Origin of the sequence: Aerosakkonema funiforme FACHB-1375, from assembly GCF_014696265.1 — a bacterium.
GTDB classification, from domain to species: domain Bacteria; phylum Cyanobacteriota; class Cyanobacteriia; order Cyanobacteriales; family Aerosakkonemataceae; genus Aerosakkonema; species Aerosakkonema funiforme_A.
In genome coordinates this window covers 1-19,204 of sequence record NZ_JACJPW010000139.1, presented here as the reverse complement: position 1 = coordinate 19,204, position 19,204 = coordinate 1, and the positions used below count along the sequence as shown (strand labels likewise).

The following is a 19,204-nucleotide window of genomic DNA, read 5'->3' as shown; positions in this document are numbered from 1 at the left end:
TATCTAATCGGTTTATTGCTGGTGCAACAATTTGTGGTGTTGCGGATGTTGCTGTTACTGGTACTTCGGCGACTGGTTCAACTAAATCTGCATCTGCTGAGACACTTGCCGACGCATCCTTTGCGGGAGATTCGACTATCTCTTCAGTTGTTATCTCTTCTGCTTCCGTATCTAATCGGTTTATTGCTGGTGCAACAATTTGTGGTGTTGCGGATGTTGCTGTTACTGGTACTTCGGCGACTGGTTCAACTAAATCTGCATCTGCTGAGACACTTACCGACGCATCCCCTGGTATTTCGGCAACTTCTTCCTCTTCTGTTATGGCTGCTGTTGCTCTATCTAATTGATTACTCGATGCCTCGACAATAGCCTGTTGGGGTGGAGTTATTTCTGTTGCCGATGGTTGAGAAATTTGCTCGGCTAAATCGGGTGATTCTGCGCTTACAGCTTGTGCTTCTGGAATTTCCTCAGTTGTGGAGGCGGCGACTTCAGCAGTTGTATCGGCTGGCAGGGTTAAACCGTCACCCACAAAGTCAGCTTCTATAACATCGCCATACCAAATATTATTGCTGCGATCGTCATCCCTGGTGGTAGATTCTGAAGAGGGGGACACCTGTGCTTGTTGTAGCTGTCTGCCGATTCGTTGGGAAACATCTCCTAATTCTCCCCCGCGAAGTTGACCCAGCCACACCATCCGTCGCGCTAATTCCTGATGCTGTTCGGGTGCTTCCAGCAATCTTTCTCCAAAGCGAGGCAACCATCGCACCAACTCAGCCTCGGCGATGCGTTTTCCAATCAAAAAGCCGGAAACTTGACCGCGACTCCAGCCTTCACTTACCCCCTCTAGGAGTTGGACGAACAACACTTCATAGTCTGCATCCGTCAGAGTTGAGTTTGCCCCTCCGGCACCTCCCATCAATTGAGGAGAAGCTGTTCTGCTTCCTCCCCGTTGCGAAAACGGGTGGGGAGAGGTTCCAAACAAGCGCTGAAAAAAGCTTTTGAGCCAGTGCCAAAGTCCCCAGAGCATCTACCCCATCCTTGCATCAGAATTTACGTTTTAAAAAGCGTTGCTATTACAGCAGTCGCGCAGACGACTTGCATTATATCACAGATGTTTATTCATAAATAAGAATAGCTGTCAGGAAATCAAATAATTTTTGACTTTCTTTAAATAAGCTTACCAAGAGGCTATACGATCGCGGCGGTCGCCAGTCAGTTTTAGATATTTTTCTGGGCAGATGTAGGTGTGGCCTTCCTGTGGGGTAGGCAAATGAAGACAACGAGCAGATACATACATATCTTTGCCAATTGTATCGGCAAATTTTTCGGATATTTTATTCATAAAGAGTAACAAATTTGGCAAGCGATCGCTAATTTTTTTGACTCAGAAACCCACAATTTTGAGCGCTGAGTTATGGTGCGCTAAAATCCGTTTAGCAACCAACAAATCAGCCAATTCATCAGGAATATCTGATGGCACACACAATTGTCTGGCAACAAGGTAACATAAACCCCGAAAACGTCAATAACTTCGCTACAATCAAACAATGGTTTGCCAATCTCAACGGTAAGCAAATTACTTGGCGACAGCGATTAGTTCCGTCTGCGGCAGATGTCAGGGAAGTAATAAATACGCCTAATTGAGAGCTAAAGTCCAAAGAAAATCTGTGAAAGGCACTCTTATATGTTCTCGCCGAAGATGTATGTAGGGAATTCTTGCAACGAGTCACATTCAATCTTTCTAGCGCGTTTGTCAACTTCTTTGAAGGACGCACTAAATTTCCTAACTTTAAATCTAAGCATGGTAAGCAATCAATATTAAAAATGAAGGTTTGCGACTTTTGGAGTTAGGGACTAGCTCTTCTGCCCTTGGAGGGGATGTAAGACCAAAATCTTCGGGACGTAAAAAATCTACGAAGGTTGAGGCAATCCCCAATGAATTGGGAAGCCTACACGCTCACCATCAGGTCAGTGTAGGTAGTTCACTCTCCGAGACCCCCAGCAACAGTTGGAAGTGAAAGTCATCCTCAGTCCAGAAAACCTCAGCCAACTCAAGCAAAAACTTCCCTAGCGGCGCTACGCGAAAGTCACTCAGTCAAAAGTCAAAAATCCTGTGAGCGTCAGGCATTTAACTTATTTCGAGCTAGTGGATTACTTGTGCCGTGCTGTACTGGCGATCGGCTGCGTTTAAAGGTAAGCTATTAAACGCCTGTCAAATTGGGGGAAGTTTGTTTGTATGAACGACTATCTCAAATGGATCTTACCTGTAGGGTTAGTTTGCCTGGGATTTATTGCCGGACTAATTTTTGAAAAATTTATTCTCAATAAACTGAAAAGATTCGCGACTAAAACCCGGTTGCCAGGAAATGAAATATTATTTTTATCTTTGCGCGGCATCCCTAAAATTTGGTTTGTAATTGCCGGATTTTATGCTGCTGTGATTAGTTTACAGGTAAGTCAAGTTATTGACAACATCTTAGCGGACATCCTGCAAAAAATCCTCACTGCTATTTTCCTATTTACAGTCACAATAGCCTTAGCAAGATTGACCGCTAGTTTTGTTAATATTTTTACTCAGCGCACAGAAGGAGTTTCAGCTTCATTACTTTCTAATCTGGCTAGGATCGTCGTTTTTGTATTTGGAATTTTGACGATCCTGCAAACGTTGGGCTTTTCCATCACGCCAATTCTGGCTACTTTGGGAATCGGTGGTTTAGCTGTGGCGCTGGCGTTTCAAGATACCCTTTCTAATTTATTTTCGGGGTTATACTTGATTATTTCCAAACAAGTGAGAACCGGAGATTATGTCAAACTAGAAACGGGTCAAGAAGGTTACGTTACGGATATCACTTGGCGAAATACAGTCATCCAAGAGTTGCCCCATAACGTTATAATAGTGCCCAACTCAAAACTGGCTTCTGCTATTTTTACCAACTATCATTTACCGGCCAAAGAGATCATAGTTTTGGTAGAGGTAGGTGTCAGTTACGATAGCGACCTTGACCAAGTGGAATGGGTAACTTTTGATGTCGCGCAAGAGGTGATGCAAAAAGTATCCGGTTCTGCTTTTGGGTTTGAGCCTTTTATTCGATATCATACTTTCAGCGAATACAGTATTCGTTTCACGGTGTTTTTGAGGGCGAATGAATTTCTCGACCAAAGGGTAGTGAAGCACGAGTTTATTAAAAGATTGCACCGCCGCTATCAAGAAGAAGGAATTGTGATTCCTTTTCCGACTCGCACGGTTTATTACGCAGAACAGCCGTTTTCAAACTAATTAAGCAAGTCTGGTTCCTGGCGCACGATGGTTTGGTAGAGGGGTTGGAAGGAAAACCAACCCATGTAGTGAGAACCTATTTGGCTGTAGGTGAGGCGTGCTACATTGGGAGCGATCGCAATTGGTTTGCCAACAGCCTCAGCCATTAACTGCGCTTGGCACGATCGCTCCATTGTAATGAACCACCACGCCGCTTCGTCAACCGAGTGACCGACAGTTAAAAGTCCGTGATTGCGTAAAATCAGCGCCTTGTTCTCACCTAGCGCCTCTGCAATCCGCTTGCCTTCTTTTGGTTCCAGTACGACTCCCGTGTAGTCATCAAACAACCCGCAATCCTCATAAAAAGCACAGGCATCCTGAGTCAGGGGGTCAAGAAGGCGTCCCAGAGTTGACCAACTTTTACCGTAAAGTGAATGAGCGTGAGCAGCTGCCACCACGTCGGGACGCGCTGCGTGAACTTGGGAGTGGATAGCAAAAGCTGCCGCGTTGATAGGCTTGTCACCTTCCACAACCTCACCTTTACTATTAACAAGCACCAAATCGGAAACGCGGATATGCTCGAAGTGCGTCCCGAACGGGTTTACCCAGAAATGATCTTGCAGTTCGGGGTCGCGAGCGGTAATGTGACCGGCGACACCCTCATCAAACCCGTAGCGGGCGAAGAGGCGAAAGGCAGCGGCAAGGTGTTGTTTGCGATAGAGGCGTTCTTCTTGTTTTGATTGAAACTGAGGGGGTTTGGGCAAAATTAATTCGGGCATGGGGTTGATAAGATTTTCAGTTTTAGATTTTCGATTTTACCGTACAACCAAGGGAAATAAAGGGCTGGAGGTTTCAGACAGATCGAAAATAACGGTCTTATTAGTTCAACAAGACCGCGATGAGAATGCTGCTTCAATTTTATCAAAATCTGCGCTGCTTTCTGCTCGATCGAATTTCCGATCGGATTGCTCAAACACCCGCAAACCTAGTAGCCATGAGGTTAATTTCATCCCAGTCAGGCGCTCTATAATCCCGATTGAATGCTCGGTCTACGTATTGAACTAAATTGGGCAAATCCTCGTCTTTAATCTCTTGGTTAAGGAACTGCTTCAACTTATCTTCCCAACCGATTGGGTAATCCCTAATAATCGGATGTTTAACCGCAATCGGTTGGTATTCACCTTTCTCCAGATCGACAATAATGTCGAGATAAAGTACAGCCAAGGTACGCACAAAAATCCCAGTTGCTGCAATAGCAAAATCTTCATCAAGTCCTTTTTGTTTCATCACAACAACAAAATGTCCGCCTGCGGGAATTTTGTAAGGTAATTCGCTTTTGTCCTCGACAAGTTTAACCTCAATGTTGTAACCTTTGGTTAACCCTTCTTCTAAAGTCATTTCTTCGTAAAGTTGGTCGGGATGCGGGACGTAAATTGTGAATTGATGCAGATGTGCCCAAGGATTTTGAGTGGGTTCGTCATTTTCATCTTTCCAAGCATTGTAGCGCTTTCGCATTTCCTGACCGACATAACTTTCTCGATCGCAAATATTGATGGAGGAAATGTTGAGAACCTGCTGGTCAAATTGAGTTGCTCCTAAGATACGTGATAACATAATTTTATACCAATGCTTTGTAATTTTTGACTTGCTCACCGGGCGCAACTCCTAAAATTTTTGCTAACCAAGGAGGTGGTGAAGTGGTGATTGCGCGTTGTAATTCAGCCAGTATTTTTCTTGCTAAACCGCCTTCTTCCTTTTTCATCGGATAGATTCCGCCTTGAACTACCTTAGCAGCAGCAGGCCCCCCGATCGCGACAATATACAAAATAGCGCAATCTTTAATTAAATTCACACGAAAGGCATTTTTATCTTCTGATAATTCTGCTCCCAATGCCGATCGAATATCAATTAGCCGTATTTCTTTCGCTGATAATTGATAAATTAAATACCGCAGGCACGAACCAAAATGACCATCTAACTCTTCGCGGTTATTAGATGCTACAGCCACACGAATAGAATTAGGCATATCACCTTCTTGATAAGGTTCTATAGGTGGTAGTTTGTCACTCTCACTTGTTTCACCCCATAAAATTCTTACCGCTTTTTTGAATACAGCTATTGTCTCTGTATTAGCATCTTCTCCATGTTCTTCTCCATCGAGTTCATAGGTTTGTCCTAGTGCTGTTTTCAACTTAGTAACTGTGATTTGACTTAAGGATACTTCATCAATATTGCCCCCCAAATAATCCATTAACAGTTCTATAAACTCTTTCAGACTTATTTCGGGAAATAATCTTGAAGCCAAGGCAATCCGCAATGCCACTTCATCTGCAATTGGCTGTTCGCTCATTATTTATTCTCTCTAAACGATTCACAAATTAACAAAGGTATTGTTTGACTATTAGACATGAATTAACCTAATGATTCGGTATTTTTCAATACTAAAATACTCAATAACAAATTTATTTATTTTCTTAAATTAAGATTAATAATTATATATAATTGTATCTAAAAATTATTTTTAATGGAGAGAAAAAAGATGGCTTTATTTGCAAGATAATTATTTCAAAACAGGAGTTTAGACAAGATTTTGGTGCAAAATTCAAAAATCGAGAGTTTTGCACCGAAATCCAGTTTAAACTCCCGTTCTAACGTCGATCGCGAGTATTGGTTCTTTGTCGATCGGAACGCGAACCTTCCCTAACTTGAGTGTTATTGGGGGTAGATTCTGCTACCACCACATAGGGGGAAACAATTTCCTCAGCTTTGCCAATACTGACCAAAGCCCGATAAATTAAAGCAGCCACTTCAGCTCTGGTTGCGAGCCGACCGGGATACAGATAGTTGACGTTGGGATAACTTACGACCATATCCCGCTGGGTAACGGCGGCGATGATATCGCGATCGCTTCTTGGGATCGAGGAGGCATCTCTATACACGCGCAGAACGCTATCGACAGAACCCCCAGCAGAATACTTAAGTCCTCTGCCCAAAGCGACCAAAACGTCAAGACGAGAGACTTTTTGGTCGGGACTGAAACCTTGAGTGGAATTAGTTTCCAAGAAACCCATCTCGTAAGCTTCCCGAATGGCAGGATAAGCCCAGTGGTTAGTCGGCACATCTTTAAAAGCGACGACATCGCGAATTTTATTTCGATCGAAAGCTTTTCGCAAAATCGAAGCCAATTCAGCTCGCGTCACGGGAGCGTTGGGACGATACAGCCCATCGGGAAAACCTTGGAGAATTTCTTGACGCGCCAGTTCTGCGATGAAACCTCTAGCCCAATGATTTGATGGTACATCGGCAAAACTCACCTGCAATTGCGGCGGCGGGGCTGGAGGGTCTTGCGGCGATCGAGAACTGACCGAATTGCGCGTTACCTGGTACGTAGAGTTATTGCTGACATTAGTTATTCGACTCTCCTTACCGGGTGCAGCAGTGAGAACTCTAGGCATATCCGAGCGAAAAATGCTAATCGCCTGATTGGTCACTGCATATTCGCCGCTACCAAAAGAAGCGGGGTAAGCGCTTGTGCGAGATGGTAGGGGTAAACCGGCGACTTGAAACCAGGTGAGGCTGGTATTCGGAACGCCGTTGAGGAAAGTGACTCGTTCCTCACCCGGTCTTGTACCGGTGAGGATAGTGTAGTAATCGTAAAAGCTCGTGCCTTCATCCATGTTGCCATCTCGATCGGCGTCAATGCCGTAGAGAGTCCGCACCATACGGTAAAGAAGCGGTCGTTCCGGGAGAATTAAGTTAACTGCCGCGTTTTCTGACAAAAGTTCAAATTCGCTATAGCCGATCGAGCGATTCTCGTTATCGTACAGGCGCACAACAATGCGATCGCCTGCATTCATCCCTCCCCTAAATTGAGCGCGTCGATCCAGCCGATATCGATAATCGCCGATTAACCGCTCCGGTGCGTAATTGTTGCCATTTTTAGATTTGAGGGAAACGCGAGCGATCGGATTCGGAAGCGTCTCTAATGGTTGTCGAATCATCAAACTGAAACCGCTTCTGTTTTCCGTGCCATTTTGGCGTGGAGGTGGCGGGGCTGTGCGCCGGGGAGGTGTAGCTATTGCAGTGGTTTGTTGAGGCGGACGGGAAACTGGTTGCGGACGCGGTGGGGTGGGCTCTTCCGGGCGGGAAGGCGGTTGCGGACGCGGTGGCGTGGGCTCTTCCAGGCGGGAAACTGGTTGCGGACGCGGTGGCGTGGGCTCTTCCAGGCGGGAAACCGGTTGCGGACGCGGTGGCGTGGGCTCTTCCAGGCGGGAAGGCGGTTGCGGACGCGGTGGCGTGGGCTCTTCTAGGCGGGAAGGCGGTTGCGGACGCGGTGGCGTGGCTTCATTGCGGCGCTGAACCGACCTATTGGCATCAGCTAATGCAGCAGCTGGCTCCTCAATCAAAGTACTTCCCTCGCTTTGGGGTATCTCACTTTGAGATAGCTCAACGGGAGGCAATGGCTCTCCTGATTGCCCAGAAGCACTTGCTGTTGTTTGTCTGCGTGAGGGAGGAGCGGGCAGGCGAGTTGGTTGAGACGCACGAGGAAGAGGGGGAGGTGGAGTCGCCGCTACATTCTCGCTGGCAGTTGGATCTAACTTGATTAAGGAACCTGTAAGATTAGTGCGGTAAACCCAGCTTTGGCGATCGCTACCTACTACCACTCGCCAACCGGGAACCAAAGCCTTAGAGCAAACAATACCGGGACTGGCTATCCCCAAACAACCATCCGGCCAAGTTTCCTGTTGCGCGGCGACGATCCGCAAAGCAGATATTTCCATTCCCGTCTGTTGGGATAAATTCTCTAAAACACCATTGGTAATAACTTCTGGAAGATCGAAGTTATTTTGTACCGCTTCTCTTCTGCGTGCGGGTTCTCTCGTCGGCGTCGCTTCTCTTCTGCGTGCGGGTTCTCTCGTGGGAGTCGCTTCTCTTCTGCGTGCAGGTTCTCTCCTCGCTGGTTGTTCTGCTAAAACTTGTGCGGCTACCGCTGGGTTAGTTGGCGATGTAGAAGCGCTTGCTGCATAAGCGATCGCCACTTCGGCACTCGCCCATATTCCCAAACTCGTCGCCGCAAAAACAATCTTCCCAAGTACAGCCAAGAAATTCTTATTCATATAGCACTTACGCAGATTTTGGTGATTGTTGACTGGGGACTGGTGACCGGGAGACTAAGAAAAATCTTCCCCCATCTCCCCCTCCCCCTCTCCCTATCGGCGTAGCTGCTCCCCTACTACTATGCCTACCAATCCAAAATGGCTCGATCGATCTCAAACCTCTTAAAAGCGCCTCGAATTAATTCTTAAGTCAAGAGATATTATCATATAAAAAACATAGTTTACGAATCTTCATAAAAAACTGTGATGACGCAACAGTTGGCAGTTGCCAGCACTTTGGCAAAATTCACCTGGAATTGGAAAGGCCATAAAATACAGTACACCGTCATGGGCAGCGGACGCCCGTTAGTACTGATTCACGGCTTTGGTGCTTCGATCGGACACTGGCGTCAAAATGTTCCCGCACTTGCCGCCGGTGGCTACCGAGTCTTTGCGCTCGATTTACTGGGATTTGGCGCTTCCGATAAGCCATCGCTGGATTACAGCCTGGATTTGTGGGTAGAACTGCTCAAAGATTTCTGTTCGTCGCACATTCAGGAACCTGCCGTATTTGTGGGCAATTCGATCGGCGCTTTACTCAGTTTAATGATGGTGGCAGACGAGCCGGAAATTTCTGCTGGTGCTGTCCTCATCAACTGCGCTGGCGGACTCAATCATCGCCCCCACGAATTAAATTTACCATTGCGGTTGGTGATGGCAGGCTTTACCAAGGTGGTGAGTTCCAAAGTTTTTGGCCCGTTTCTATTTAACCGCATCCGTCAGAAACACCGCATCCGTCGCACCCTCCAGCAAGTTTACTTCAACCGGGAAGCCATCACGGACGAATTGGTGGATATGCTTTACGATCCTTCCTGCGATACTGGCGCACAGCAGGTTTTTGCCTCCATCCTCACCGCACCTCCCGGCCCCAGCCCATCAGAATTGTTGCCAAAAGTCAAGCATCCATTACTGGTTCTTTGGGGAGAAAAAGACCCTTGGACACCGATTAAAGGCGCAACAATTTACAGGGAATTGAGTGACAACGGTCAACCTGTTAAGTTTGTATCGATTCCCGATACCGGTCACTGTCCTCACGACGAACGACCGGATATTGTGAATGGGTTGATTTTGGATTGGCTAGCTGAACTTTAATAAAAAGTAGGGTGGGCAATGCCCACCTTACTTATGGGAAAATGGAGATGCGAACGCGATTGCCTACGGCACGCACTCACGTTCGATTGTCGCTCGAATGCTAATGCTTACGGCACGCACTCGCGTTTGCTCCTACGCACCACATATTTTGCTTATTCTGCCTTTGATTTTTTACTGGACTGGCGCTCTAGAGGTAGATGAGACGCAGACACAGGAAAACTTTCCATGAAGCGGAGAAATAGACAAAGGTTGCTGAGTTTCGCGGGAGGCGCGACAGTTGGCAAAACGAGAGGAACATTCCCATTTGCCACTCTATTTGTCAGCGCAAATAAATTGACTCTTCACTTCTGCTTTGAAACGTACAAGTTTTATCCTCATCAGGTTGCATATTTGGAAATAGACTCAGGTGCTATTTGTATCAAGCACACTGTATGTAGGTATCCATCAGAAATCCTATTTGGAGGGTTTCCCCCCAGTTCAGAGATTCTCGATCGCATAGAGGAGATAGGATTTTTGCCTACCGCCAATCCAGCCGATATCGTCCGCCCAAAAGATAGCCCAATTCGTTGGCAAGCTAGTGTTATAGGTATTTTAATATGGAGTCTTTTATGGCTCAAGGATATAGATTTTTTCAATTTGATAGATAAGCTTATCGAGTACAAACCTGATTTATTTCCATTTACAATAGCATTTTCGATGTTTTTATTTATTAATATTTACAACGCGAAGCAAAAAGAAACTCCTTGGTATATAGTGATTTGGCAATCTCTTTTAACAGGGATAGGGCTGTGGATATTTATATTTTTGGCAGAAACAGGAATATTGAAAGCTTATAAGCCTGGTTTTTTTGCATCACTTGCGTTATTCCTAGCCTTTAGCGTACCTGTGTTGATTCGCTATTCAGATTTTTTACAAGAGTTAATTATTAAGCAGGGAAGACATATCCAAGAGGCTGGCGATAGCTTTAGTTTCCCTGCCTCTGTATCTGGCGTATTATTGATATGTCTTAGCGCATATAATTTTGGTGGTTATAACCTCAGCTTTTGGGCTTTTATTCTTGGTTTAATACTGCTATTTTTGTTGCCTGTTGCAAGAGCGTACTATTTGGGAGGTAAATAGAATCAAACCATGTTAGAAGTAACCAAACCAGAGGAAATAACTAACATTGCCGATATTTCCTCTATGCCAAAAGCTGAACTGCACATACACTTGGAAGGCGCACCCCGCTGGCAAAAAGTTCGAGAAGTATGGCATCGGCACAAAGGAATTGTTCTACCTGAGTCTCCTTTTTGGTACGAACAAAGTTTCCGATTTGCTAACTTTGAAGAATTTCGCTTATTGTTTCGCGATTATATTCATCCTTGGTTACAGACGCCTTCGGGTTATAATGAGTTAATTCGCGATGTATTTGATGCTTTTATCGAACAAAACATTCGTTATGTAGAGTTAGATTTTTACGTTCCTTTAGTTGAGCGAGTTGGCGCTTCTCTCGATCGCGTTTTAGCACTTTTGGAAGAAGAGGTAGAAAGAGCGCGATCGCACGGTACAATTATCAGAATGTTTGCTGGTCTCAATCGCAATGAAGGTGCTGAAAGTGCTAGCTATTGGGTACAAAAAGTTATTTCCGAAAAAATTATCTCTGGATTCGATCTTCACGGTTCGGAATTCGGTTGGCCTGCCGATATATTTAAAGAAGCATTTGCGCCAGTTTTTGCCACAGGAAAAAAAGTCAAAGTCCACGCTGGGGAAATGACTGGCCCTGAAACAATTCGCGCTGCTGTGGAAGGATTGGGGGTTAAACAAATCGGTCACGGAACTTCTGCAATTCAAGATCCGGATGTTGTGGAATTGTTGCGCGATCGCCAAATCCTAGTGGAAATGTGCCCCACTTCTAACGAACGTCTCGCAAATGTTTCATCCTATCAAGACCATCCTATTTTAGCATTAGATGCAGCCGGAGTGGCTGTTACCGTCAACTCAGACGATCCTACTTGGTTTGGCTTAAATTTAACAGAAGAAATGGTGCGCCTAATGTGCGAACGAGGTGTTACTGTTGCAGATTTAGGCCGATGGACGCGCAATGCTTTTGAAGGAGCAATTGTAGAAGAAGAAACGCGATCGGCTTTTTTGACAGAATTAGATGAATGGCTTGTAAATTTGGCAACTAAGTAAATCGCATAAAACAATCATTGGCGATCGCTCGCGACTAAATTTATGAAATTGATTTGCTATTGTTGTATTATAACCAGCCCGCTATTGAAAAATTAAGATCGGATTTAATTATGGCGCATCTTAATCAGCGTCGCCCGGAAAATGTGAGTGGCGATTTTTACGTAGATAGTAGTTGTATTGATTGCGATACTTGTCGCTGGATGGCTCCCGAAGTCTTCGCTAGTGTGGGGGAACAATCAGCAGTGTATCATCAACCTGCAAATGAGGAAGAAAGGTTGCGATCGCTCCAAGCGTTGCTTTCTTGTCCTACGGCTTCGATCGGCACAGTTGAAACACCAAAAGATATAAAAGAGGCGCAGGAAACTTTCCCTATTTTGGTAGATGAAAATGTTTACCATTGCGGCTATCACTCGGAGGATTCCTACGCGGCTGCGAGTTATTTGATTGTTAGACTCGAAGGCAATATCTTAGTTGATTCTCCCCGCTTTACACCGCCATTAGTTAAACGACTGGAGGAAATGGGTGGGATTCGTTATATGTATCTCACACACAGAGATGATGTGGCGGATCATCAAAAATATAGAGAGCATTTTGAGTGCGATCGCATCCTCCATCAGGACGAAATTAATTCCGGTACTCGCGATGTAGAAATCAAATTATCCAGTTCGGAACCGTATAAACTGGAGACAGACCTTTTAATTATCCCAGTTCCCGGTCACACCAAAGGTCACACAGTTTTGCTGTACAAAAACAAATATCTGTTTAGCGGCGACCATCTCGCTTGGTCTCCAGAAATTAATCAGCTAATTGCCTTTCGCAGTGTTTGCTGGTACTCCTGGACAGAACAGCTAAAATCCATGAAAAAATTGGCAAACTACAGATTTGAGTGGGTGTTACCCGGTCACGGACGGCGCTACCGCGCTGACACGGAGACAGTACGCCAGCAGATGCAGAACTGTATTGCTTGGATGGAAAGAAATTGATCCAGAAGGCAAAACATCAATTTAGTAATACCAGAAACCGGTTTTCTTTGGGTGCGAGTAAAGAAATATCGAGCTGAACGATAAAAGAAACTTGGTTTCCGATCGATTATCCTCAAGACTGAATCGACATAGGGAAAGAGAACGATTTTTATTTGTATAGCTGCTTGTTAAGCCCTATACAAGCCTATAGTTCTACTCTTTTGGACAGATGAATTTGCCGGTGGAGGTGAGTCAACGTTGATTATGAAATCTAGTGGAGGCTCAAATTATGGCCACAAACGGACAAACTATCAGCAACCTTGAATACGATTTGCTCACAGTATTGCACAACAAAGCTGAGGCAATTCAGGCATACGATAGTTACATTCAAGACGCAGAGCAAACAGGTTCTCAACCTTGTGCGGAACTGTTCCAAAAGCTGAAACAATCAGAAATGCAGCAGGTACAAGAAGTGCGTCAACACCTGCAAGAAGTAATGCAAAAAGGCAAAATGTAATTATTTTGGGGGAAATCGGACAGGTGCGATCGCATCCTGTCCGGTAGTGTAGTTCGTGGTTCATCGCCTCTTCAATGAACTACGAACTATACACTCACTCGTTATCTGGGAACCATTTCTGCGCTAGAACTTTTAGATCTTCTTGTTCCTTTAATTTTAACAAAATGATGTTGATCGGCTTTCGATAGGTGCTGCCTGTAGGTAGGGCAATCCCATAATCTTGTTGATTAAATAATCTACCTACCACACGAAATTCAGGTGTACGGGCAGCCTCATATCTTAAAGTTGGCGCATCACCGACAACAGCGTCAACTTCCCCTGCATTTAAAGCTTCATAGGCTTGCTGCCAGCGCTTGAATCGCACTAGCTTTACAGGTCGCGTTTGCATATAACTAGCAGAGGTAGTGCCACCGATAACTGCAACTCGTTTGCCATCCAAGTCTTTGGGGCCAGAAATTTGCTCTTGTATCTTATTAGCTGTAATTGAAGCGGTGAAATAGGCAAATATGAATATACCAAAGAGCATCCAAAACAGCGCAATTAACCTGCCGATAAATCCTTTAGGAACCCTGTCACCATATCCAACTGTTGCTGCTGTTACTATAGCCCACCAGAAGGCTTCCCAAATTCCTAATAGATAACTCTTCGCAAACATTTGAGGATTGGAACGATGTTCAAAAAACCAAACTAAGTGGGCTATTGCTAGAGATACAACCAATAAAACACCCAGAGCTTGCAGCGTCGTCCAAGATATAAAATATTGAAAAAAAGCCAGGATGGGATGTTTAGGTTGGTCTAAGATCAAGATTTGCAGTCCGGTTTCGTAATAACTTTGGGAAAAGTCTAAATACTGCTCTCGATCGGAGGTAATAGTAATGCCACTAATCCCAACATCAACGTTACCGAGTTTAACAGCTTCGAGAAGTTCTGCTGTAGAATCAAACACAACGAATTCGTACTCCACTTTAAGCTGCCGCGCAACTTTATCCCACAGTTCGATACTGTAGCCGACAGGTTGTTCCTGAGTCGATTTGACGAACACAAGAGGCGGTAAGGGATTGGTTCCCACCCGCAGGGTTTTAGCGAAAACTGAGGGACTAACTAGCACATAGCCCAGCGCCACAAGTCCCCACAAGCAAAATTTTCTGTAAGGCAACACTTATTTGAAGAGAAATCGACTGTACGAATTTTGTCTCAAATTTTACACTTTAAGCAGTCACCTTAGCTATAACTTATGTGGAGATCGCCCGATCTGAGTTAGCGAGAACCTGAGAAGGAACGCGCCACAGCCGATCCAACCCCGTTGCAGGCATGGTGAGATATAAAATATCACCAGCACCTAATGCAGTTTCCAATAAATCCCAGCCATGAATGGTTTGGGATTTTGTTTCGATATACAAAGGTACGAAGTCAGCATCCATTGCCGCATCTTTGACTCGCTTGCCGCAAAAAGGATGCCCGGAAGTAATCATTGTTGCTAAGGCAACCCACAGGGTATCGGCGGTGATACCATTACCTAAAATACGTCCTCCCAAAGCTGCCGCTGCGAATGCGGGTGCAGCTAATTCGCTGGGACTCAAGACTTCTTCAAATTCAAATACCTCTTGTATGGTGCTAGCAAATTGTGGTTCTTGATTTCGCACTATGACTGGCAATTTAGGTGCCATTCCTTTGGCGGTTAGGGCAATTTCTAAATTTGCCATATCGTTGCTGGTAACTGCCAAGAGGGCGTCTGCTTTTTCCAGGTTGGCAGTTTTGAGGTTGTCAGATAAACTGGCATCTCCCAAAATTACGGGTATGCCTAAAGAACGAACTGAGTTGAAAAAACGATTGTTGGGATCTTTTTCGATGACGACTACTTCATGCCCGTGATTGTGGAGTTGATTGACTATTTGCACGCCGATGCCGCCGAGTCCGCAGATAATGTAGTGGTTTTTATGGGGAATCCGTGCGGCGTCCCAAAATTGTTTGAAGCGGGTTCCTAAGACGAAATCGGTAAGCAGTGCGTAGAAAATCCCCAGGGTTGCTGCCCCCAGCAGCATCATGAATACTGTAAATAGTTTGATGCTTTCTGGGGCATTTTCTGCTACTTTTTCGTTACCCCCAGCACCGCTAATCATGCCAACGGAAAAATAGAGGGCATCGATAAAAGGTGTTTGCAGATCGGTCAAAATATAGGTGAGTGTGGAGATAAAAATTGTGGCAAAAAGTACAATAGTTATTACAGCTAGAGCTTGAGCGTGTTGCTTAAATTGTCGCAAATTAGTGACTACTTTGAGCAGTTTCTGAAGCCAAGATTGACGATGGTTGCGGATGCTAGGTTTGCTGCCGATGATGAGTCGATCGCCTTCTTGCAGTTGCTGTCCGCAGATGACGGCAGAAACCAAATCGATCTGACCTTTGAGTGGCAGATAGTAAATCAGCATTCGGGAACGATCCTCCCACAGTTCGCTGAGTCGGCGATTTTTCCAGGGGTGGTGTTCGTGAATGTATTCTTCGTGAATGGGCCAAGTTTGGTTAAACAGCCGCAATTGTCCGATCGCTTTATTTCCCAAGGCAGCAAAAGCAAAAGTCGGCGCTGCTAAGGCGGCAACGCTCATGCTAACGTGATCGGCGAGGATTTTATCGAGTCGATCGCCCAAGCTAGTATTGAACAAGCGGTTGATCACGCGAATGCGAGGATTGAGAACTCGCGCTTGGGTAAGGATTGCCAAATTTAGCGCTTCGTCGTTTCCTGCCAGAACTAAAGTATGTGCTTCGTAAATTCCGGCTGTTTTTAACGTGGAAGCTGCCTTGAGATCTCCGACGACAACATCGCGATCTTCTCCAGGGATGGGCCGATCGTGGATGCCAATAACATACGCTCCTTGTTGCCTCAGCAATGAGAATATTTTATAACCAGTAGAACCCAAGCCGCAGACGATGATTCGGGGTTTCATGTTGGTAAAAATAGGAGAAGAGAGCAGCTGCTTTTTAAGCAAATATTTATTATCGACTGCTGTTGCTTTTAGGTTTGTAGCTGAAAACACCTTACTGGAGATGTATGAAACTTTAGGTGCATTGCGATCGTCTCTGTAAGCCTGTTTATCCAAAATTCGGGAAAAATTATGAAGAATGTAGCTCAAATAACAGTAACCTTTGGCATATTGTCAACAATTCTTGTTGCTGCACCGGCAATGACGCAAAACCAAAGACCTCCTTCTGTCCCCCGCACTCCACCCAATACAGTGTTCGGTGTGACGCGCCAGTCGGGTAATTGTCCGAGTAACGTCAAGCTTTGGACTTCGCTTCGCCAATACGAAGGCGGCGGTGAATTTACTGTCATTGCGGATACAGTTGCGATCGCAGGTGCTGCCCGTTTGGTGCGATCGACTAAAAAGTTAGCAGAATTCACAGCGCCGTTAAAAAGCAACTTTGCCTCTTGCGTCGGTCAAGCTACATCTAAGGAAGAGACAGAGAATCTTTACAGTTTCCAATTCCGAAATAGAAATGTTACTTTTCGCGTTCAGTTGCCACCTGATACGCCCAGCAATCCTTCCGAAATTAGCTACAAAAATGTAGTGTCTTCGCGTCCGGCGATCAGATGGGCGATCGCAGACTAATTAATATACTTTGTGCGGACAGAGATCGAGATTAGAGATTTTCTCCAAAACAATCTTAAAGGCAGGCAGGATGCCTACCCCACAAGAATTTTTGGAGATGTCTATTGATTAGCGAAGCTGTGCAGATATTTCATTCCTATCAAGCATCAATTATGTACAAAAATCTCGAATATTTGGATTGATTTTTTATGAAAAAATTGTTGGTAACTAGAATATTTTTGGCTTATCTATGGGTGTTGCTGGCGGTAATAGAAGCGTCTTGCCAGACTCTCCCGCCGCCTACTATACCGCCCTATCCACCGGATACTACTTTCAAGATAAGGCGTCGGACGGGAAACTGCCCCAATGCGTTAAAACTTTGGACTTTGGTTGGTGAATATCAAGGCAATCAAGTATATACTGTGATTGCAGATATTTCGGCGATCGCAGGTGCTGCCCGTTTGCTGCGATCGAACCACAAATCTGCGGAATTCACAGCGCCGTTAAAAAGTAACTTTGCTTCCTGTGTCGGCGACGCTATTTCTGATATTATTGATGAAAGAGCATACTATACTTTCCAATTTCAAAACAAAAATGTGACTTTTCGCGTGCAGTTGGGGCCAGATTATAGTACTAACTTATCTGAAATTACATATAAAAATGTTCTGTCTTCCCTTCCTGCTGTAAGATGGCAAGAAAAAGCTATTCCGGTTGAACCAAAATGAAATATACAGATAAACTTGCTAAAATATTGGGAATTATTTTGTTTCTATTGGTATCGATAAGCAGTCTTCATACTCAAGCACAATCAATAACGGAAGTTCGGTCAAACCCTACACCAAATAAAGTGTTGAATGTTATAAGCCAAGCGGGTAACTGCCCCAAAAATGTGGGGATTTGGATTATCTCTTTTGCTTATATGCAGGAAATATATAATATTGAAAATATTGTAATTGCTGACACTTTACCTATAGCAGGGCCAGCCAAGGTAGCGACGAAGCGCTTTAGGTTTGTAGAATATCAAGCGCCACTGCGATCGCCCTATACCTCTTGTGTCGGACAAGCTAATTTTACCACTGACCCGAACAGTTTAGATGCTAGTTACAAATTTCGATTTCAAAATCGAAATGTTTATTTTACTATCGATATCACAAACATACCAGATGGTTTTGGCGCGGGAATAAAAGAAGAAAAAATATTGGGTTTGCGTCCATACGCTGTCGTACAGTTTGTTGATTAGATTGTCATCGGTCATTGGGTTTAAACGAATGACCGATGACTAATGCTAAAATCTTAAAAAGACATACGTTCGGCATAGTTTTTTAGTAAAGCAGTTATTGGTATGAATTACAATGTCATTTACGACGGCAACTGCAATCTTTGCGTTACCCTAGTGCAACTGCTAGAAAGCTTAGACAACGGCAAAATGTTTAAGTATACGCCGATGCAGGATACGGAAAGTCTGAATCGATTTGGGATTACTTCCAAAGATTGCGAAATGGGGATGATTTTGCTAGACGCAGATGCACCGGAAAAACGCTGGCAAGGTAGTGCTGCTGCTGAAGAAATTGGGCGCTTATTGCCAATGGGAAGCATTTTTGTGGAAGCATATCGAGCTTTGCCTGGGGTCAAGTGGGCGGGCGATCGCATTTACGAACAAATCCGCGACAATCGCTATACTTTATTCGGCAAACGCGGCACAACATATCAATCTGCCTATCCGATCGGTTGCAGTTCCACCGGAAATTGCGCTAATTAATGCGTAGGGTGGGCATTGCCCACCAATTTGAGAGCAACTGTAACGCCAAACGGTATACGAGTTAACTGTTAAATAATTCAAAAACTTGTCTGCAAAAATCTTTTAACTTTTCTGCCACCTCCGTAATCGGTATAGAATCACCGACTATACTCCAATTTTCCACAGTAGAGAGACGCCAAGCCAATCCTTCATGGTTAAATCCAGCTATTTCGACGCCAATCACCCGACGATAGGCTTCAACAGGATCTTCGTAAAAACGAATTTGCACCAAAATGCTGCGACATTGCGATCGTCTGCTCCAGCCAGGAAAATGAAAACCGATATCGATCGAATCGGGATCGACTAACTCCCTGGTATCGGGATCGTTGTGCCAGGGTTTTAAATCTGCCTTAGCGTCGGGAAACTTCGACTTAAACAAGTTAACCACGGCAGCAATCTTAGTGGCGAGTTCAATGTTGGTGGCTTTTTGAGCTGCATTCACAAGATTTGTCTTCCTTAGACTGAAGATATTGCTGTCATTTTGGCGAATTAGTGTAACAAGATATTTCTAATTTCGCAACTCAAGTAGGGGCTAGGGGCTAGGGGTTAGGGGCTAGGGGAAGAGGGAAGAGGGAGGAGGGAGGAGGGAAGAGGGAGGAGGGTGAGAGAAGAGAGAGGAGAGGGAAAAGGAAAGAGGAAAGAGGAAAAATTTTGACTTTTTCTAATAGCC

General features: G+C 44.8%; 20 protein-coding genes and 1 pseudogene. 12 read left to right on the top strand and 9 right to left on the bottom strand.

Going from position 1 to position 19,204, the window contains the following annotated elements; translation table 11 throughout:
* On the bottom strand, positions 1-1,027 hold a 1,027-nt coding region (locus H6G03_RS32895), incomplete at its 3' end, for a hypothetical protein (RefSeq protein WP_190474339.1).
* A 150-nt stretch (positions 1,028-1,177) separates the two neighbouring features.
* Positions 1,178-1,342 (bottom strand): hypothetical protein, encoded by a 165-nt coding sequence (locus tag H6G03_RS32890; protein WP_190474336.1) that lies wholly within the window; start codon positions 1,340-1,342, stop codon positions 1,178-1,180.
* 131 nt (positions 1,343-1,473) lie between these two features.
* Between H6G03_RS32890 and H6G03_RS32885 the strand changes: the two genes are divergently transcribed.
* From H6G03_RS32885 to H6G03_RS32880, 3 genes and pseudogenes are all read left to right on the top strand, one after another.
* Positions 1,474-1,644 (top strand): hypothetical protein, encoded by a 171-nt coding sequence (locus H6G03_RS32885; protein ID WP_190474335.1) that lies wholly within the window; start codon positions 1,474-1,476, stop codon positions 1,642-1,644.
* Between the two features lie 66 nt (positions 1,645-1,710).
* Positions 1,711-1,818, top strand: a pseudogene (locus H6G03_RS39615) (RNA-guided endonuclease InsQ/TnpB family protein); the annotation flags it as partial.
* 418 nt (positions 1,819-2,236) lie between these two features.
* Positions 2,237-3,277, top strand: coding sequence for a mechanosensitive ion channel family protein (locus H6G03_RS32880; RefSeq protein ID WP_190474333.1), 1,041 nt, complete (start codon positions 2,237-2,239; stop codon positions 3,275-3,277).
* Here the strand turns inward: H6G03_RS32880 and H6G03_RS32875 are convergent.
* The 4 genes from H6G03_RS32875 to H6G03_RS32860 form a co-directional block, all read right to left on the bottom strand.
* On the bottom strand, positions 3,274-4,035 hold the full coding sequence (locus H6G03_RS32875; protein WP_190474331.1) for a class II aldolase/adducin family protein: 762 nt from the start codon (positions 4,033-4,035) through the stop codon (positions 3,274-3,276). The two genes, H6G03_RS32880 and H6G03_RS32875, sit on opposite strands and share 4 nt — an antisense overlap.
* A 190-nt stretch (positions 4,036-4,225) precedes the next feature.
* Positions 4,226-4,870: a hypothetical protein gene (locus tag H6G03_RS32870; protein ID WP_190474329.1), complete on the bottom strand. Its 645-nt coding sequence runs from the start codon at positions 4,868-4,870 to the stop codon at positions 4,226-4,228.
* A 4-nt stretch (positions 4,871-4,874) separates the two neighbouring features.
* Positions 4,875-5,606 (bottom strand): dinitrogenase iron-molybdenum cofactor biosynthesis protein, encoded by a 732-nt coding sequence (locus tag H6G03_RS32865; RefSeq protein WP_190474327.1) that lies wholly within the window; start codon positions 5,604-5,606, stop codon positions 4,875-4,877.
* Between the two features lie 298 nt (positions 5,607-5,904).
* Complete coding sequence (locus H6G03_RS32860) at positions 5,905-8,373, bottom strand: S-layer homology domain-containing protein (protein WP_190474325.1); 2,469 nt, start codon at positions 8,371-8,373, stop codon at positions 5,905-5,907.
* A 243-nt stretch (positions 8,374-8,616) separates the two neighbouring features.
* Here H6G03_RS32860 and H6G03_RS32855 point away from each other — a divergent pair, with 243 nt between their 5' ends.
* The 5 genes from H6G03_RS32855 (at position 8,617) to H6G03_RS32835 (ending at position 13,155) form a co-directional block, all read left to right on the top strand.
* Positions 8,617-9,504 (top strand): alpha/beta fold hydrolase, encoded by an 888-nt coding sequence (locus H6G03_RS32855; protein ID WP_407650771.1) that lies wholly within the window; start codon positions 8,617-8,619, stop codon positions 9,502-9,504.
* Between the two features lie 390 nt (positions 9,505-9,894).
* A complete protein-coding gene (locus H6G03_RS32850; RefSeq protein ID WP_206756660.1) occupies positions 9,895-10,623 on the top strand; it encodes a hypothetical protein in 729 nt (242 codons plus the stop codon).
* Positions 10,624-10,632: 9 nt separating this feature from the next.
* Entirely contained in the window at positions 10,633-11,676 is a 1,044-nt protein-coding gene (locus tag H6G03_RS32845; protein ID WP_190474320.1) for an adenosine deaminase family protein, read from the top strand.
* Positions 11,677-11,786: 110 nt separating this feature from the next.
* Positions 11,787-12,659 carry an MBL fold metallo-hydrolase gene (locus tag H6G03_RS32840; RefSeq protein WP_190474318.1) on the top strand — a complete coding sequence of 291 codons (873 nt, stop codon included), beginning with the start codon at positions 11,787-11,789 and terminating at the stop codon, positions 12,657-12,659.
* A gap of 268 nt (positions 12,660-12,927) precedes the next feature.
* Positions 12,928-13,155, top strand: a complete 228-nt coding sequence (locus H6G03_RS32835) for a hypothetical protein (protein WP_190474316.1) — start codon at positions 12,928-12,930, stop codon at positions 13,153-13,155.
* Between the two features lie 94 nt (positions 13,156-13,249).
* On the opposite strand, the gene H6G03_RS32830 is transcribed toward H6G03_RS32835, so the two are convergent.
* Positions 13,250-14,314, bottom strand: a complete 1,065-nt coding sequence (locus tag H6G03_RS32830) for a transporter substrate-binding domain-containing protein (protein ID WP_190474314.1) — start codon at positions 14,312-14,314, stop codon at positions 13,250-13,252.
* 73 nt (positions 14,315-14,387) lie between these two features.
* Positions 14,388-16,094: a potassium channel family protein gene (locus H6G03_RS32825; RefSeq protein ID WP_190474341.1), complete on the bottom strand. Its 1,707-nt coding sequence runs from the start codon at positions 16,092-16,094 to the stop codon at positions 14,388-14,390.
* Between the two features lie 168 nt (positions 16,095-16,262).
* Here H6G03_RS32825 and H6G03_RS32820 point away from each other — a divergent pair, with 168 nt between their 5' ends.
* From H6G03_RS32820 to H6G03_RS32805, 4 genes are all read left to right on the top strand, one after another.
* Entirely contained in the window at positions 16,263-16,757 is a 495-nt protein-coding gene (locus tag H6G03_RS32820) for a hypothetical protein (protein WP_190474312.1), read from the top strand.
* Between the two features lie 188 nt (positions 16,758-16,945).
* Positions 16,946-17,461, top strand: a complete 516-nt coding sequence (locus tag H6G03_RS32815; protein ID WP_190474310.1) for a hypothetical protein — start codon at positions 16,946-16,948, stop codon at positions 17,459-17,461.
* Positions 17,458-17,976 (top strand): hypothetical protein, encoded by a 519-nt coding sequence (locus H6G03_RS32810; protein WP_190474307.1) that lies wholly within the window; start codon positions 17,458-17,460, stop codon positions 17,974-17,976. Before H6G03_RS32815 ends, H6G03_RS32810 begins: the two co-directional genes overlap by 4 nt.
* 102 nt (positions 17,977-18,078) lie before the next feature.
* Positions 18,079-18,495: a thiol-disulfide oxidoreductase DCC family protein gene (locus H6G03_RS32805; protein ID WP_190474306.1), complete on the top strand. Its 417-nt coding sequence runs from the start codon at positions 18,079-18,081 to the stop codon at positions 18,493-18,495.
* A 61-nt stretch (positions 18,496-18,556) separates the two neighbouring features.
* Here H6G03_RS32805 and H6G03_RS32800 read toward each other — a convergent pair whose 3' ends face one another.
* Positions 18,557-18,976, bottom strand: a complete 420-nt coding sequence (locus H6G03_RS32800; protein ID WP_190474304.1) for a hypothetical protein — start codon at positions 18,974-18,976, stop codon at positions 18,557-18,559.
* Between the last annotated feature and the right edge of the window lie 228 nt (positions 18,977-19,204).